The sequence below is a fragment of the Acinetobacter sp. YH12138 genome (genome assembly GCF_015218525.1).
GTDB classification, from domain to species: Bacteria; Pseudomonadota; Gammaproteobacteria; order Pseudomonadales; family Moraxellaceae; genus Acinetobacter; species Acinetobacter amyesii.
The window spans coordinates 2192357-2208539 of the sequence record NZ_CP048670.1 but is presented as its reverse complement, the minus strand read 5'-3'; the positions used below and the strand labels follow the sequence as shown (position 1 = coordinate 2208539).

The window sequence follows — 16183 nt, the reverse complement described above, 5'->3', positions numbered from 1 at the left end:
GCGGATGGCTTACTGCTTGTGTCCACGATTATTTTTATTGCGCTGATAATTATTATTTTTATCAGAAATTATTTGGTCAAAATAAGGCGATTATTTCGTGTTAAACGTAGTCGATATTCTTCACCTGCATGCATAATTCGAATTTCACGTCCTAAGGCAAAAAGGTTGTTTGAATGTAGCATTGGCAGCGAGTGGTGTGCTTCATTGCTACGAGTAAAAAGGCTAAATGGTGCGTTCATTCCGTCGACTCCGTGGTGTATTTTTGAATGGTTTAAATGATAATCATTATCGAATAGACCTGTCAACGGTAATTTTAAGATTTTATAAAAAAGATAAATTTGCTTACACTTGGTTATCAATCGGAACAGAGTAGAGAGCAGGGAACTATGTCTAAACCGCAAATTGATGTCGCCATTGCGATTTTATTGCATCAAGACAAAGTACTGGTGGGTTGGCGTGAAGCAAAACAACATCAGGGCAATAAACATGAGTTTCCGGGTGGTAAAGTCGAGCAGGGTGAAAGTCCTGAACAAGCGTGTCGTCGTGAAATTTTTGAAGAGGTTGGAATTGGTTTACATGACTGGCATGCTTTTGATTTTATTCAACATGAATACGATGATGTTATTGTGAAATTGCATTTATTTCATGCCACCGTCCCGCATGCGTTGCTGAATGAAATCCAAAAGCCATGGGCCTGGTATTCGCGTCAACAACTTATGAGTTTGAATTTTCCAAAGGCCAATCAAGCTATTTTGCAGCGCTTATATTGGCAGCAACAGATCAAAATCACCGCCGATCTACCAACATTTGAAACGCTTCAAGAGACGCTGTTGTATTATTGGCGAGTCGATGCCAGCGCAGAAAATGCAGAGGCATTAAATCAATTACCTACCGTGATTTTAAAGCAATTGATAATTAATGAAGATCTATGGTCATTACTCTCTACAGAGGTGCAAGCACATATTTCGGCTTTACATCTTAAGCAGCACCAATTGCTGAAAAAAAATAAAGGTGATTTACAGCTTGGGAAGCGCTATATCGCCGCTTGTCATGATCAAGTTTCTGCACTGCATGCGCAAAAAATTAGCTGTGATGCTATTCTTATGAGCCCAGTTCTGGCGACACAAAGTCATCCAGAGGCACAAAGTATGGGATGGGCGCATTTTTCTGAGATTGCACGAAGCATAGAAATCCCTGTTTTTGCTTTAGGTGGCATGCGTCCTGAATTGCTACCTATTGCACAGCAGCATCATGCTTATGGGGTGGCAGGTATTCGCAGTTTTTAAATTAAATTATGTATTGGATTAAGTTTGGATTTGAAAGTCGATATTTTAGACTTAAAGTAACTATTGTAAATAAGCTTACTTTTAGTATGTAAAGAGTATAAAAGCCTGATCTCAATTAAGATCAGGCTTTTTTATGGGTGCTTAAAGAGCTTTGATGGCTTGTTGGGCTTTTTGAATGGTGCTGCTTTTCTTTTGCATTTGACCAGCTTTTAAAACAACATTCCAAAGCTGTTGTTTCATCGGCTTGGTTTGAGCATAGCTTAATCCACGCAGTGCCAACGATTCTGCATTCGCAGGTTGATTTTTTCGATTGGCGATCATTGCCAAATATAAAAAAGTTTCCGCAGATTGTGGTGCCAAACGCTGTGCTTGAGTTGCCGCACTTTCAGCTTCATTCCATTTTCCTTTGGCATAAGCGGTTTGCGTAGTTTGCATCAATTTTTTGAATACAGGTAAGTCGCGACCATCATCAAACTTTTGAATTTGGGTTTTCTGCTCAGGAATAACGATGCGTTGACGTTTAATTTCTGGATGGTCATATGGTGTAATAATGACCCCAGAAGGGTCATGGATGTCTGCCTTTTTTTCAGGTGCGGCAGGCGGCTTTTGCTCAGGTTCGATCATGGTTTGGCAACCTGCCAAAATGATCGTCAAAACGCTCAGAATACTGAACGTTTTTAAAACTTTAATGTTGTGCAGTTTAATTTGAATACTCTCCACTTGAGATGATGCGAGGTTGATCAGATGAACCCTGATCATTATCGACATCACTTTCACGAATGTAGTCACCTAAACTATCATTTTGCTCCTGAGTTGGCTGCGTCTCTTCAGTATCAACTGTGTAAGGTTCTACTTCATATTGTGTCGAACCACATGCCGTAGCTTGATTTGGAATGGAGTTGCGCGAAAGAGGAATATACATCGCACCTGTACAATGCTGCGCAGATAAATTACCTGAATAACGGTCTAACCAATGCCACTGTACGCTGTCTGGTTGACGTAAATTAACAGGTTTTTGACGTAACTGCTTCATCACATTGGTCCAAACAGGAAGTGCTCCTGACGAACCAGTTAAGCCTGTAACTTTGTTGTTGTCTAAACCTAACCAAACCACACTTAAATAATTACCTGAATAACCTGCAAACCATGAGTCACGCGTATCATTGGTTGTCCCTGATTTACCTGCAAGTTTGAGTGAAGCTGGTAATGATGCATAAGCCGAACGGCCTGTGCCTGAACTCATCACTTGTTGTAAACCGTAGTTCAAGATAAATGCAGCATCAGGTGCAATAGTCGGTTGTACCGTTAAGCTATAACGATCTAATAAACGACCATTGGCATCGACCACTGAACGAATAGCTTTCACTGGATATTTGAAGCCACCGGTTGCAAAGTTGCCATAGACACTCATGACTTCCATCGGTGACATATCGATAGCACCGAGGTAAATCGAAGGGTAGTTTGGAATATTAGAAGTCACACCAAACTTTTTCAGATGGTTAATAAAAGTCGACATACCGAACTCTTGACCTAAGCGTACCGCAGAGAGGTTATACGAGTTTGATAGGGCATCGACCATTGGTACGACACCATGTGCGCCACCACTATAGTTTTTCGGTGTCCAAGCTTTGCCATCACTTTGAATGCTGATCGGACTATCTTCGATTTGACTCGCCCAGTTATAGCGGTTGGATTCTATCGCACTGAGGTAAATCACGGGTTTTAGCAATGAACCGACTTGACGTTTAGCATCCATCGTACGGTTAAAGCCGGTAAAGTCCTGCGTTGAACCGACTGCTGAAACCAATTCACCATTTTCAGGATGAGACACCAGTACCGCGCCTTGTAATTCTTTCAAGCGTGCTGGATTGGCATTACTTAAACGTGCCACAGATTCTTTAAATGCAGTTTGTACACGAGTTTGAGCAATCGGGTCCATCGCGGTGAAAATACGCAGACCTTGATTGGTCAAATCGCTTTCTTGGTATTCAGTACGCAGTTGACGACGCACGATATCCATATAGTCTGGGAAGCGAGAAGGGCCCAATGTTGGTTTTGTAATGACATTCAATGGACGTGCTGACTCAGTTTCATATTGTTCCTGAGTTAAATAGCCCATCACAACCATATTGTTTAACACAATATTACGGCGTTTAATCGCACCTTCAGGGTTTTTCCACGGATTAAATAGGGTCGGGCCTTGAACCAGACCGACTAAATACGCCTGCTGAGCAATATTTAATTCACGCAGTGGTAAACCAAAATAGAATTGTGAGGCTAAACCATAACCATTGATTGAATAGTTACCGTTTTGACCTAAATTCACTTCATTTAAATAAGCTTCAAGAATTTCATCTTTGTCATAGTGAAGTTCAATCAGCATCGCCATTAAGGCTTCATTGGCCTTACGCTTAATGGTTTTTTCAGGCGATAAATAGAAATTTTTCACTAATTGCTGAGTGAGGGTCGAACCACCTTGACGTTTACCACCGGTGACATTACTTACGATGGCACGTGCTGTACCACGAATCGAAATACCATGATGCTGATAGAAATTACGGTCTTCGGTAGCAATTAAAGCTTGGATTAAAGGCTTAGGTACTTTATCCAGTTTAATCAGCACACGGTCTTCATTGTGCTGAGGATAAATACCGCCAATTAACATCGGCTCTAAGCGGGCAATACCACTGCTTGAAGGCTTGGTCGCACTTACCTCAGTGATTTGATCTTCACCAAAGGTCACTTTAAGGACTTGTTCAGGGTCGACACTATCACCAAAGTCAAAACCACGCGTATGGATATAGGTCACATTGCCAGAAGTAACGTAACTCCCAGTTTTCGCATAGCTGTCTTGAGCGTTATAGCCCAAAAGTTTCAGTTCTTGGTTGAGGTCTGCTTGGCTTACAGGCGCATTGGTATAAATTTCTAAAGGACGTGCAAATACCTTGGCTGGAATATCCCAACGTTGACCTTCGAATTTGTCCCGTACAATATTATCTAGACGAATAAGATAAATGCTGAACACGAGAAATCCGCCGATAATCAACAGCGAAAAAATCAGTGCAATTATGCCTATGCCACGTTCAGACTTCATAAATAGTGATAAGACCCTGAGAAATTTTGCTAATCATGCGAAGCTTTTCAGTATTTTGCAATATTTAAACTGTTATATGTATGCAAAATATTGGAAGCTACTTCACTAAAGTCGAAACTTTAAAGTTTTTTTAAATCATTTCTGTTAGTGATATGATACCAATGAGGCGAAGCGGAGCAAAAGCGCAGGTGCAAATTTCACATAAATCATTTCGAAACATTGGGTTGATTGGTCGTCCAGACAAATCATCAGTGATCGAAACCCTATGTTTGATCCACGATCATATTTTAAGTTTGGGATTACATCCTGTATTTGATACGCAAACAGCGCAGCTGGTACCCTATAACAATACTCAGACGGTCAGCCGTAACTTATTGGGTGAAGTCGTCGATTTGGTGATCGTAGTCGGCGGTGATGGTTCATTGCTTCATGCTGCACGTGCCTTGGTGAAATATAATACCCCTGTGATTGGGGTGAACCGTGGTCGTTTGGGCTTCCTGACCGATATCAAACCGACAGAAGTGATTTTTAAGTTAGATCAAGTGCTCAAAGGCGAGTTTCAGCTAGACCGACGTTTCTTGCTGGAAATGGAAATTCGCTCAAAAGGTGAGTCGATTTATGATGCTGTGGCTTTAAATGATATTGTGCTGCACTCGGGTAAATCGGTACACATGATCGACTTTGAACTGAATATTGATGGGCAATATGTATACCGCCAACACAGTGATGGTTTAATTGTTTCCACGCCAACCGGCTCTACAGCTTATGCATTATCTGGTGGTGGTCCGATTGTCCACCCAAGTATGGATGCGATTGCCTTAGTGCCAATGCATCCACATACTTTGTCATCACGGCCGATTGTCGTAGGTGGACAAAGCGAAATTAAAATTTTGATTCGTGAAAATCGTGTTCTACCAATGGTCAGTGCCGATGGTCAACACAGTGTATCATTGGGTGTAGGCGATAGTTTACATATCCGCAAACATCCATTTAAGCTCAACTTATTACATCCACCTGGTTATGACTTCTATATGGCATGTCGTACCAAGCTAGGCTGGAACCAAGATTTTGACTCATTAAAGCAGGATTAATTATGAATATTGAACAGATGCTTGCCGTACTCGATCCTGAAATTGTTGGTCGATTAAAAACGGCAATTGAAATTGGTAAATGGCCAAATGGCGTAGCGCTGACTCAAGAACAACGTCAAATTTGTATGCAAGCGGTGTATGCATGGGAAATTAAACATTTGCCAGAAGATGAGCGTAGTGGTTATATCGACCGTGGGACCAAAGAAGAAGATGAGCATTGTGACTCGCATGTGGAAGAACCTGAGTTCAAGCCGATTCGTTTCGTTTAATCTATTTTCTTTCTGATTGAAAAAGCCAGCTCAATGCTGGCTTTTTATTGGCTTGATGCATGCCTAGATTTATTTCTTCATATCTGCTTATTTAAGCGTGACGATTTGCCCACATGGTTTTGGCAGTTTGCATTGCATCATCAAAACTTGCGACTGCACCCATGGTATATAGTGCGATTCCCATGGTTTCGGTGACTGCGATTTCACCATATTCATGTGTCTGCTGACCGTCCCAAACGGCTTTAAAAACGGCCAAATCAAGTTCTTCTTCGACTGGACTACGGTTGTCCGTCAGTTTAGGCAACTCATGTTCATACATTTCACCATCCTTGATACCACAAATTAATGTTTTTGCATCGGGGTTACGTTCGAATTCACCACCTTCACCCTTAATGACAGCACTATTTTGATAACCCAATTGAAATGCCGCACGTTGGTGTGATCCACGATAGGCTGGATGGAAAATAGCTTGCATGGTGGCTTTGGCATTAAATGGATTTATCAGACGCGCAAGGGTGTGAATTGGGGAACGTAAACCCATCACATTGCGCAGTGAAATTAAATCACTAAGTATTGGTGAAATGACGTCGAGCGGAATATAAGCAAAATGACGTTGTATTAGTTGTTCTTCCACATCTGTATCATTTTGGCAAATAGGAAAACCCAAATACTCTAATACTTGTTCTGTATAAAGGCGGTTAATGGTATGACCTGAAGCGCCATGCATCACGACATTGTAACCGTGTTTTGCCAGCGTTAATGCTGCTAATAAAAACCATGGATAATGTTTGCGTTTACCTGCATAAGATGACCAATCTAAATCGACATCTAGCTTTTTAAACTTGAGTTGATCACGTGTAGCTTGGACGAAGCCTGTAAGTTCATCGACTGACTCTTCTTTTACACGCAATAACATCAAGAAAGCGCCCAATTGAACGTCCAAAACCTCATCTTTTAAGATCATGCTGAACGCTTGGTAGGCTTCATCATAAGTGAGCGAACGTGCGCCATTTTTACCTTTACCCACGATACGGACAAATTGCGCAAAAGGATGTTCAAAATCTTTGTAAATATTTCGTTTATTGTTCATGCAAATACGGGGCTTAAAATTAGGACTTAAGGGTAGTTTACTTCTATAGTTGGTATTTTTCAGCCTGATAATGGGCGTAAAAAATGCAGTCTTTAGACTATAGTCTAATGATCTCGGTCTATTATTTAACCGAAATTAACATTTGTGGCAGAACAAGCCATTAAAAAACAGGTAAAATTTAACCTACTTTAGTATGCGTTTCATCTCCTGATCAATGTGCTGATTCTATATCAGGTCCTGATGTGATTATTTAATCACCATACATATTTCGTTTTTCTGTATTTGGCTAAGTCAAATACCTTTGGTGCTCTTTTGTCGAAGACAAAGGGGTTTTGGGCTGTTTATTTTTTGAAAATAGACAAAAACTGAATATTTCTTTGAAGCAGAAATATATCGTGAAGTAATGTCATGGCTAAAAAACCAATTTATAAGTCACTATATTTTCAAGTGATCGTTGCCATTATTGCGGGTGTATTGGTGGGTCATTTCTCACCAAGTGGTACGCAAATTATCAATGGTACCGAGCAATACGTAAAAGGCTGGGGTGAATTGTTCTATCCACTAGGACAAGGTTTCATTAAGCTAATTAAAATGATTATTGCACCTGTGATCTTCTGTACCGTGGTAAGTGGTATTGCAGGCATGGAAAGCATGAAATCTGTGGGTAAGACAGGTGGGGTCGCTTTACTATACTTCGAAATCGTTTCGACCATCGCACTCATTATTGGTCTTGCAGTGATTAATATTGCAAAACCAGGTGTGGGCATGAACGTAGATCCAGCATCTTTAGATACTGCAGGTATTTCTAAATATGTTGAATCTGGTGCAGCGCAATCTACCCAAGAATTTTTTATGAATATCATCCCAAACACCGTTGTTGGTGCGTTTGCTGAGGGTGAAATTCTTCAAGTTCTATTATTTGCCTTATTATTTGGTTTTGCTTTGCATAAACTTGGTGATGCAGGTAAGCCTGTATTGAAGTTTATTGATCAAATTGCACATGTATTCTTTAACATTGTAAACATGATCATGAAGCTTGCACCAATTGGTGCTTTCGGTGCGATGGCTTATACCATTGGTAAATATGGTATTGGTAGTTTGGCACAATTGGGTCAATTGATCATCTGCTTCTATATCACATGTTTGCTGTTTATTTTCATTATACTTGGCTCAATTGCACGTATTTGCGGTTTCAGTATTTTGAAAATGATTCGTATGATTCGCGAAGAGTTACTGATCGTACTGGGTACGTCATCTTCTGAATCTGTACTGCCACGTATGTTGAAAAAACTCGAACTTGCTGGTGCAGAAAAATCTGTAGTGGGTCTTGTTATTCCAACAGGTTATTCATTTAACCTAGATGGTACGTCTATTTACCTGACTATGGCAGCAATCTTTATTGCACAAGCGACCAATACACCGCTTGATATTTCGCATCAGATCACATTGTTATTGGTTCTACTCATTTCATCTAAGGGTGCTGCGGGTGTGACGGGTTCAGGCTTTATTGTGATGGCTGCAACATTGTCTGCTGTGGGTCATATTCCTGTTGCAGGTTTGGCATTAATTCTTGGTATTGACCGTTTCATGTCAGAAGCACGTGCATTAACGAACCTTGTAGGTAACTCATTGGCAACGATTGTGGTTGCGAAATGGGTGGGTCAATTAGACAAAGAAAAACTGGATTTTGCTTTAGCAAATCCTGAAGAAATTGACCGTCAGATGCAAGAAGAAGGCAATGCACATCATGCTTAACGCTGATGCTGTGATGTAAAAGATGTAATTAAAAAGGAAGCTTCGGCTTCCTTTTTTAATGCAAGGGCAAAGCCAAATTTGAACGCTTTAGTTTTTAGGCATGACGGCTGTTCTAAACTGCAATAGGATGGAGCTCAACAAAATAACAAACTCAACCAAGGAAGAAACACATGCTGGCTTATGATGCAGACTTAGAATTATTTCGAGATAACTTTCGCCGCTTTATGGCAGAGCATGTCGCACCACATTATGAGCAATGGGAACGTGAAGGCATTATGCCGCGTTCAGTATGGAATGCTTTGGGTGAAAATGGCTTTTTATGTGTGGATGTGCCTGAAGAATATGGCGGCTATGGCGTCCCAACGCATTATTCACTGATGCTAGTCGAAGAATCTGCGCGAGCAGGTTTTAGTGCATTATCGACAGGTATTTCATGCCATTCTGAAATTGCAGCGCCTTATATTTTGCACATTGGTTCAGAAGAACAAAAACAATATTGGTTACCGAAAATGGTCACAGGTGAAGTGGTCGGTGCTATTGGTATGACAGAGCCGGGAGCAGGTTCGGACTTGCAGTCTATGCGCAGTAGTGCAATTTTGCAGGGCGATCATTATCTACTCAATGGCTCGAAAACTTTTATTTCAAATGGTCAACATGCAGACCTTGTGGTATTGGCTGCGAAAACTGATCCACAAGCACGTGCCAAAGGTGTGTCATTACTTTTAGTCGATACACATTTGGATGGATTTAAGAAAGGTACCAACCTCGACAAAATTGGTCTGCATGCGCAAGACACTTCAGAGTTGTTTTATGACAACGTCAAAGTGCCAAAAGAGCAACTTTTGGGTCAAGCTGGACAAGGCTTTGCTTACTTGATGCAAGAGTTACCGCGTGAACGTACCGCAATTGCCTCGACTGCAATTGGTGCGATTCGTGGTTCCATTGATGTGGCAACGCAGTATGTTAAAGAGCGACAAGCGTTCGGACAGGCGATCGGACAGTTCCAAAATACTCGTTTTGTCTTGGCACAGGCTAAGATTGACGAATTGGCTACAGCGGCATTTTATAATCAAAATGTTGAACTTTATATGCAAGGCAAACTTGATGTTGAAACTGCAGCAGCACTCAAGAGCTTTTCTACCGATATGCAAATGAAAGTGGCCCATAATCTACTTCAATTATTTGGTGGCTATGGTTATATGACGGAATATCCAATTTCACGTTTCTTTGTCGATGCACGTATTCAGCAAATCTACGGTGGCACCAATGAAATTATGAAAGAAATCGTGGCACGAAGTATTTTAGGTCGATAAACAAATTATCAGGCTGAAAATTAAAATAGCGAAGTGATGACTTCGCTATTTTTTTAAGATGTCTTTCTATAGATTTGCGTGTTTGAATTTGATTATGCGGTTGAGTGTAAGTGAATATATTGAGACCTAAGATAATGACGGTTGCCCCAAAACTTGCAGACAGACTTCGATAAATTCAGGTATATCTAAAGTACTGCGAGACGATATATACAGGTTATTATCATTCACGACCGATTGATCCGACACCACCACACCTGCGTTTAGTAAAGCAGATTTCAGCGTTTCAGATTGGGCGAAATGGCGACCTTGTATGACACCCGCTTCTAATAACAATTGTGGACCGTGACAACTGCTCAAAATCGGCTTTTGGCTATCTGCAAAATTACGTACAAAATAGATAAAACGGCCATCTAAAGCGAGTTTCTCGGGTGAATAACCGTCGGGGATAAATAAGGCATCAAAATCATGCACAGAGGCATCGTCGATACTCTGGTCAATGGTGATCTGGGAACGGCGTTTCATGCCGTAAACAATTTTTCCAACCTGATCTTCGATATTGATAATGCTGTGCCGAGCGGCTCGAAAGGCCTCCACAGGCTTAAGGTATTCAATATCTTCAAAATCGTAGGTCACTAACACTGCAATTTTCTTGTGCATACTTGTACCTATGGGTCTGTTATTTTTTTTCTGATATTTAGACTACAAAGCAATGAAAAAAATTACCTGTGTCTTTTGTAATAAATGCGTCAATGACTGTAAACACTAGATGAAAGTGCCTATTAAGTAACTGAAAAAACGATCAATGACCAAGTGTTTATATAGATCATCTTTAAATTTCAAATTATTTCTATGCCATGAAAGCCAAGTTTTGAATTTTTATTTTGCTGCAGGTATTGAGAGCAAAATTTAAAAATGAAATGACCAATGAAACAAATTGATTGATGGGCTTATACAAGGAGATGGATCTATTCAAATTAGCTAGAAAGGAGAAAGGCTATTTATTGTGCTGCTCAAGATGAATGATCAATAAAGCCGTCAAAAGGTAAGATTTGCCTCAATTATGGTTTTACCTATCAGTTTGGCTGTTTTGGCTCTTAAGTTAAGCTGATGAAGCTTTAATCAACTGTATGTTTTTAAGGCTGAAACCATCAAAGTCGTATTGCGCAACATTTGAAAGCTAACTATTGTTATACTGTTTGCAAAATTTTTTTGAAGGGCGACATAACAATGATCAACGATGATCAAAACACTCCGACTTCTCTGGACTTAGCTCAAATTCGTGAAGATATCGACTCTGTTGATATGCAGATTCAACAACTTATCAATCGTCGTGCGAAACTAGCTGAAGCTGTGGCAAAAGCAAAATTTGCTGCAGAAGAGAATCCATTGTTTTATCGTCCTGAACGTGAGGCGCAAGTTTTACGTAAAGTTATGGATCGTAACGAAGGCCCATTGTCTGATGTGACAATGGCACGTTTATTCCGTGAGATCATGTCGGCATGTTTAGCTCTTGAAGCACCGCAAAGTATTGCGTTTTTAGGTCCAGTCGGAACTTATACGCATTCGGCTGTTTTAAAACATTTCGGTCAAGACGCTGTTGTTCGCCCTCTTCCAACGATTGATGAAGTATTCCGCGAAGTAGAAGCAGGCAGTGCGCACTATGGTCTTGTGCCTGTAGAGAACTCATCTGAAGGTGTAGTGAACCACACCCTAGATTGCTTCAAATCTTCACATCTGAATGTTATTGGTGAAGTGGAGCTGCGTATTCATCACCAGTTCCTAGTGTCTGAAAACACACGTAAAGACAGCATTAAACAAATTTATGCTCATCAACAAACTTTGGCGCAATGCCGTGGTTGGTTAGATGCACATTATCCGGGTGTAGAACGTGTTGCACTCAGTTCAAATGCAGAAGCTGCACGCCGTATTCGCAATGAATGGCACTCAGCAGCAATTGCTTCTGAAGTCGCTGCGAACATTTACAACCTTGAAATTTTGCATAGCAATATTGAAGACAATCCTGAAAATACTACTCGTTTCTTGGTGATTGGTCGTGAGAAAGTGCCACAATCGGGCAATGATAAAACTTCATTGTTGATTTCTGCGCATGACCGTGCGGGGGCATTACTTGAAATTCTTGCACCGTTTGCCAAGCATAATATTAGCTTAACAAGTATCGAAACACGTCCTGCATTACCAGAAAAATGGGCTTATGTATTCTTTGTGGACTTGGAAGGTCATGTTGAGCAAGAAAACGTGAAAGCGGCAATTGAAGAAATTCGTCCGTTAGTAAAAGAAATTCGTGTATTGGGTTCATATCCGATTGCTGTTCTTTAAGATCACAACTGTGATCAATTCCATCAGGAGTTGATCACCTTCATCATTTGAAAAAACTGGAAGTGTAAAATGACGTTTGTCCCAGCCAATGAAGGCATTGCAAAGCTAAAGCCTTACCAACCAGGTAAACCAATTAGTGAACTTGAGCGTGAGTTGGGTATTACAGATATCGTAAAACTCGCATCAAATGAAAACCCATTGGGTTGTTCTGACAAAGTGAAAGAAGCTGTTGCTGCTGAACTTGCAGAAATTGGTCGATATCCGGATGGTGGCGGTTTTATTTTGAAAGACCAAGTTGAAAAACAATTTGGTATTGCACATGACCGCATTACGTTAGGTAATGGTTCAAACGATCTTCTAGAAATTTTTGCTCGTGCTTTTGTTTCAGAACAAGACTCTGTAGTGTATAGCCAACACGCATTTGCTGTGTATGGTCTGGTTACTCAAGCGATTAATGCTGAAGCGATTGAAGTGCCTGCAAAAGGTTTTTCACATGACCTAGATGCAATGGCTGCGGCAATCAAAGACAATACTAAATTGATTTTTATTGCGAACCCAAATAATCCAACAGGTACATGGTTTGAAGAAGCTGAATTTGAAGCGTTCATGCAAAAAGTACCTGCAAATGTGATCGTGGTTTTAGATGAAGCCTATGTGGAATATTTCCCAGAAAACTTCAACAGCTTGAAATTCTTAGATCAATACGCAAACTTAATCGTTAGCCGTACCATGTCAAAATGCTATGGCTTGGCTGCACTACGTGTTGGGTTTGCTTTGGCTTCAGTTGAAGTGACGGATTTCCTCAATCGTATTCGTCAACCATTTAACGTGAACCATCTTGCGATGGTGGCTGCAGTTGCTGCACTTAAAGATGAAGCATTTATTGAAAAATCACGCGTAGTGAACAAAGCGGGTATGGCACAACTTGAGTCAGGCTTTGATGCTTTAGGTTTAGCGTATGTGCCTTCACGTGCGAACTTCATTTTAGTAAATGTAAATGCAGATCCTGCACAGACGTTCAATGCTTTATTAAAAGAAGGTGTGATTGTTCGTCCAGTTGGTATCCCTGAGCATTTACGTGTATCAATTGGGACTGAAGCTGAAAATGCTAAATTCTTAGCTGCATTGGCTAAAGTTTTGGGCTTAGAGGCTAAAGCTTAAGTCATGTCTGTGCCACTATTTGAAAAAGTTGCTTTTATTGGGCTTGGGCTGATTGGCTCAAGCCTAGCTCGCGTCATGATTGCTGAAGGTTTAGCTAAGGAAATTGTAGCGTCTACGCGTTCACAAAAAACTTTAGAAGATGCAAAAGCTTTAGGGCTTATTCAGCAGGGTTATAGCGATCCTGCTGAAGCGGTCAAAGGTGCAGATCTCGTTGTCTTGGCTTTGCCTGTACGTGCGACACAAAAAGTCCTTGAAGCGATAAAGCCTTATCTATCCGAACAGACGATTATTACCGATGTTGGGAGTACCAAAGGCAATGTCGTTGATGCAGCGAAAGCAGTCTATGGTGAGCAATTACCTGCTGGTTTTGTACCGGGGCATCCGATTGCTGGGGCTGAACTAACAGGTGTGCATGCAGGTAAGGTAGATTTATTTGCTAATCACAAAGTGATTTTGACACCATTACCTAGCAGTGCAGATTGGGCTGTAGAGAAACTAATTCAATTGTGGCAAGCTGCCAAAGCGGAAGTAATTTGTATGGATGTGGAAAAACACGATGAAGTGTTGGCCCATACCAGTCATCTTCCGCATTTGATGGCATTTAACTTGGTTGAGCAACTTGCGAACCGAGAAGACAATTTAGATATTTTCCGTTATGCCGCTGGCGGTTTTCGTGATTTCTCACGCATTGCTGCAAGCGACCCACATATGTGGCATGACATCTTTTTTGCCAATAAAAAGGCAATTTTAAATGCGGTGGATGGCTTTGAAAAACAATTGGCTATTCTTCGCAAACTGATTGAAGATGAAAACTCACAAGCGTTGATGGGACTGTTGGGGCATGCACAAGCGGCACGCCAACATTTCAATCACATGCTCGCAAAGAAACCACTGATGGAGAAAAATAAAGTGACGACACAGCAATTCAAAATTTTACCGGGTCCAAAGCAATTCCAAGGTAAATTTACTGTGCCAGGTGATAAATCTGTGTCACATCGCTCTATCATGTTTGGTGCTATTGCAGAAGGCACAACGCATGTCACTGGTTTCCTTGAAGGTGAAGATGCCTTGGCAACTCTCCAAGCATTCCGCGATATGGGTGTGAGTATTGAAGGCCCTAAAAATGGCGAAGTTACCATTCATGGTGTAGGCATGCATGGTTTAAAAGCACCTGCAGGCGCTTTGTATATGGGGAACTCAGGCACTTCCATGCGCTTGCTTTCAGGCATGTTGTCGGCACAAAAGTTTGATTCGGTGATGACGGGTGATGCGTCATTATCAAAACGTCCAATGGAACGTATTGCAAAACCATTACGTGAAATGGGTGCGCAAATTCAAACCACAGGTGAGCGTGGTACGCCGCCCGTGTCTATTTCTGGAGGTCAAAACCTTAAAGGTATTCACTACGACTTACCAATGGCATCTGCACAAGTAAAATCTGGTATTTTGTTGGCAGGTCTTTGGGCGGAAGGTGAGACGGTTGTCACTGAGCCAGAACCGACACGTGACCATTCAGAGCGTATGCTTCGTGCATTTGGTTATGACGTGAAAACAGAAGGCAACCGCATTTCACTTCAAGGTGGTGGCAAGTTAGTCGGTACGGATATCCAAGTACCCTCTGACATTTCATCTGCAGCATTCTTTATGGTGGGTGCAGCGATTACTGAAGGTTCAGATGTCACACTTGAAGCGGTCGGCATTAATCCAACACGTACAGGAGTGATCGAAATTTTAAAACAGATGGGTGCTGACCTGACTGTTGAAAATGAACGTATCGCTGGCGGTGAGCCGATTGCCGATATTCGTATTCGTGGTTCACGTACACTCAAAGGCATTCATATGCCAGAAGATCAAGTACCATTGGCGATTGATGAATTCCCAGCGTTATTTATTGCTGCTGCATGTGCAGAGGGTCAAACCATTTTGACTGGTGCAGCTGAACTTCGAGTGAAAGAGTCGGATCGTATTCAAGTGATGGCAGATGGCCTAAAAATTATGGGTATCGACTGCACGCCAACACATGACGGCATCATCATTGAAGGTCAAGGCAAAGCGGGTGAGTGGGGTGCAATCTTCACAGGTGGTCAAATCGAATCACATCATGACCACCGTATTGCAATGAGCTTCTCAATGGCAGGTTTACGTACTTCGGGTGAAATTAATATCGTGGGTACAGAAACTGTTGCAACAAGTTTCCCAACATTTACAGAGCTAGCGACTCAAGCTGGTTTAACGATTGCGGTAAGTGAATAAATAATTCACTAAATTTGTATATTTATTCAACAACAGCCAAGCAAATGCTTGGCTGTTTGGTTTTAATTGCTTATGCTAAAACCATACAACAAGAATGTCTTTGGATAGATACATGAGAAAACTACAATTCACCGCCCATAGCGATTCAAATCGAGTTGAAAGCAGTACTGATACTCAAACTCAAGTGGCTGAGTTTTTAGCAAGTAAGCTTGAGAAATATGGCTTTCAAACATTATCGCAAAGTGGTGATCAGATTGCAGTCAGTGTCGATCAGCATGAATTGCCACTTTCAGTGACATGTCAGGGGCAGGATGAATCCGGTCGTCTAGTCTGTGAAATTACCTCTTATCCAGATGAAGACCAAGATTGGTTAGATCGTATTACTGAACAAAGTCTATTGAATCAATTGGCTCAAGCAGTCGAAAACAGTTTAAAAGAAGAAGACTCGTATAGTGAGTTTCAATGGAAACAAATGACGAAATGAACTGAAAAATTGAATTAAAAATCATCTATAAAAAAGCAGCATAGTGCTGC

Annotated in this window: 14 protein-coding genes; 9 read left to right on the top strand and 5 right to left on the bottom strand. The window is 41.2% G+C overall.

Annotation, left to right across the window (positions count from 1 at the left end; translation table 11 throughout):
* Positions 1-68 precede the first annotated feature (68 nt).
* A complete protein-coding gene (hemP, locus tag G0029_RS10725) occupies positions 69-239 on the bottom strand; it encodes a hemin uptake protein HemP (RefSeq protein WP_078189103.1) in 171 nt (56 codons plus the stop codon).
* Between the two features lie 147 nt (positions 240-386).
* Here hemP and G0029_RS10720 point away from each other — a divergent pair, with 147 nt between their 5' ends.
* The gene (locus tag G0029_RS10720; RefSeq protein WP_180107964.1) at positions 387-1286 is read left to right on the top strand and encodes an NUDIX domain-containing protein; all 900 of its coding nucleotides are present in this window, start codon (positions 387-389) and stop codon (positions 1284-1286) included.
* 141 nt (positions 1287-1427) lie between these two features.
* On the opposite strand, the gene G0029_RS10715 is transcribed toward G0029_RS10720, so the two are convergent.
* Positions 1428-1910 carry a tetratricopeptide repeat protein gene (locus G0029_RS10715; RefSeq protein ID WP_180107985.1) on the bottom strand — a complete coding sequence of 161 codons (483 nt, stop codon included), beginning with the start codon at positions 1908-1910 and terminating at the stop codon, positions 1428-1430.
* Between the two features lie 76 nt (positions 1911-1986).
* Positions 1987-4380, bottom strand: coding sequence for a penicillin-binding protein 1B (gene mrcB / locus G0029_RS10710; protein WP_180023967.1), 2394 nt, complete (start codon positions 4378-4380; stop codon positions 1987-1989).
* Between the two features lie 152 nt (positions 4381-4532).
* Between mrcB and G0029_RS10705 the strand changes: the two genes are divergently transcribed.
* Positions 4533-5471, top strand: coding sequence for an NAD(+) kinase (locus G0029_RS10705; RefSeq protein WP_078189100.1), 939 nt, complete (start codon positions 4533-4535; stop codon positions 5469-5471).
* A gap of 2 nt (positions 5472-5473) precedes the next feature.
* Positions 5474-5740, top strand: a complete 267-nt coding sequence (locus tag G0029_RS10700; protein ID WP_078189099.1) for a YeaC family protein — start codon at positions 5474-5476, stop codon at positions 5738-5740.
* A 91-nt stretch (positions 5741-5831) separates the two neighbouring features.
* On the opposite strand, the gene G0029_RS10695 is transcribed toward G0029_RS10700, so the two are convergent.
* Positions 5832-6830: a glycosyl transferase family protein gene (locus G0029_RS10695; protein ID WP_180107965.1), complete on the bottom strand. Its 999-nt coding sequence runs from the start codon at positions 6828-6830 to the stop codon at positions 5832-5834.
* A gap of 408 nt (positions 6831-7238) precedes the next feature.
* On the opposite strand from G0029_RS10695, the gene G0029_RS10690 reads away from it, so the two are divergent.
* Both G0029_RS10690 and G0029_RS10685 read left to right on the top strand, forming a co-directional pair.
* Positions 7239-8585 carry a dicarboxylate/amino acid:cation symporter gene (locus G0029_RS10690; RefSeq protein WP_078194416.1) on the top strand — a complete coding sequence of 449 codons (1347 nt, stop codon included), beginning with the start codon at positions 7239-7241 and terminating at the stop codon, positions 8583-8585.
* Positions 8586-8755: 170 nt separating this feature from the next.
* Positions 8756-9898, top strand: a complete 1143-nt coding sequence (locus G0029_RS10685; RefSeq protein ID WP_180020843.1) for an acyl-CoA dehydrogenase family protein — start codon at positions 8756-8758, stop codon at positions 9896-9898.
* A gap of 126 nt (positions 9899-10024) precedes the next feature.
* On the opposite strand, the gene G0029_RS10680 is transcribed toward G0029_RS10685, so the two are convergent.
* Complete coding sequence (locus G0029_RS10680; protein ID WP_180107966.1) at positions 10025-10555, bottom strand: DJ-1/PfpI family protein; 531 nt, start codon at positions 10553-10555, stop codon at positions 10025-10027.
* A gap of 570 nt (positions 10556-11125) precedes the next feature.
* On the opposite strand from G0029_RS10680, the gene pheA reads away from it, so the two are divergent.
* From pheA to G0029_RS10660, 4 genes are all read left to right on the top strand, one after another.
* On the top strand, positions 11126-12235 hold the full coding sequence (gene pheA / locus G0029_RS10675; RefSeq protein WP_078194414.1) for a prephenate dehydratase: 1110 nt from the start codon (positions 11126-11128) through the stop codon (positions 12233-12235).
* Between the two features lie 69 nt (positions 12236-12304).
* Positions 12305-13396, top strand: coding sequence for a histidinol-phosphate transaminase (gene hisC, locus G0029_RS10670; protein ID WP_180107967.1), 1092 nt, complete (start codon positions 12305-12307; stop codon positions 13394-13396).
* A 3-nt stretch (positions 13397-13399) separates the two neighbouring features.
* A complete protein-coding gene (locus G0029_RS10665; RefSeq protein ID WP_180107968.1) occupies positions 13400-15649 on the top strand; it encodes a bifunctional prephenate dehydrogenase/3-phosphoshikimate 1-carboxyvinyltransferase in 2250 nt (749 codons plus the stop codon).
* A 112-nt stretch (positions 15650-15761) separates the two neighbouring features.
* Positions 15762-16133, top strand: coding sequence for a hypothetical protein (locus tag G0029_RS10660; protein WP_180074073.1), 372 nt, complete (start codon positions 15762-15764; stop codon positions 16131-16133).
* The last annotated feature ends 50 nt before the right edge of the window (positions 16134-16183 follow it).

What these genes read in the sequence shown, in the direction of transcription:
- hemP (WP_078189103.1), bottom strand. Translation starts at nt 239, where the DNA reads ATGAACGCACCATTTAGCCTTTTTACTCGTAGCAATGAAGCACACCAC.
- G0029_RS10720 (WP_180107964.1), top strand. Translation starts at nt 387, where the DNA reads ATGTCTAAACCGCAAATTGATGTCGCCATTGCGATTTTATTGCATCAA.
- G0029_RS10715 (WP_180107985.1), bottom strand. Translation starts at nt 1,910, where the DNA reads ATGATCGAACCTGAGCAAAAGCCGCCTGCCGCACCTGAAAAAAAGGCA.
- mrcB (WP_180023967.1), bottom strand. Translation starts at nt 4,380, where the DNA reads ATGAAGTCTGAACGTGGCATAGGCATAATTGCACTGATTTTTTCGCTG.
- G0029_RS10705 (WP_078189100.1), top strand. Translation starts at nt 4,533, where the DNA reads ATGATACCAATGAGGCGAAGCGGAGCAAAAGCGCAGGTGCAAATTTCA.
- G0029_RS10700 (WP_078189099.1), top strand. Translation starts at nt 5,474, where the DNA reads ATGAATATTGAACAGATGCTTGCCGTACTCGATCCTGAAATTGTTGGT.
- G0029_RS10695 (WP_180107965.1), bottom strand. Translation starts at nt 6,830, where the DNA reads ATGAACAATAAACGAAATATTTACAAAGATTTTGAACATCCTTTTGCG.
- G0029_RS10690 (WP_078194416.1), top strand. Translation starts at nt 7,239, where the DNA reads ATGGCTAAAAAACCAATTTATAAGTCACTATATTTTCAAGTGATCGTT.
- G0029_RS10685 (WP_180020843.1), top strand. Translation starts at nt 8,756, where the DNA reads ATGCTGGCTTATGATGCAGACTTAGAATTATTTCGAGATAACTTTCGC.
- G0029_RS10680 (WP_180107966.1), bottom strand. Translation starts at nt 10,555, where the DNA reads ATGCACAAGAAAATTGCAGTGTTAGTGACCTACGATTTTGAAGATATT.
- pheA (WP_078194414.1), top strand. Translation starts at nt 11,126, where the DNA reads ATGATCAACGATGATCAAAACACTCCGACTTCTCTGGACTTAGCTCAA.
- hisC (WP_180107967.1), top strand. Translation starts at nt 12,305, where the DNA reads ATGACGTTTGTCCCAGCCAATGAAGGCATTGCAAAGCTAAAGCCTTAC.
- G0029_RS10665 (WP_180107968.1), top strand. Translation starts at nt 13,400, where the DNA reads ATGTCTGTGCCACTATTTGAAAAAGTTGCTTTTATTGGGCTTGGGCTG.
- G0029_RS10660 (WP_180074073.1), top strand. Translation starts at nt 15,762, where the DNA reads ATGAGAAAACTACAATTCACCGCCCATAGCGATTCAAATCGAGTTGAA.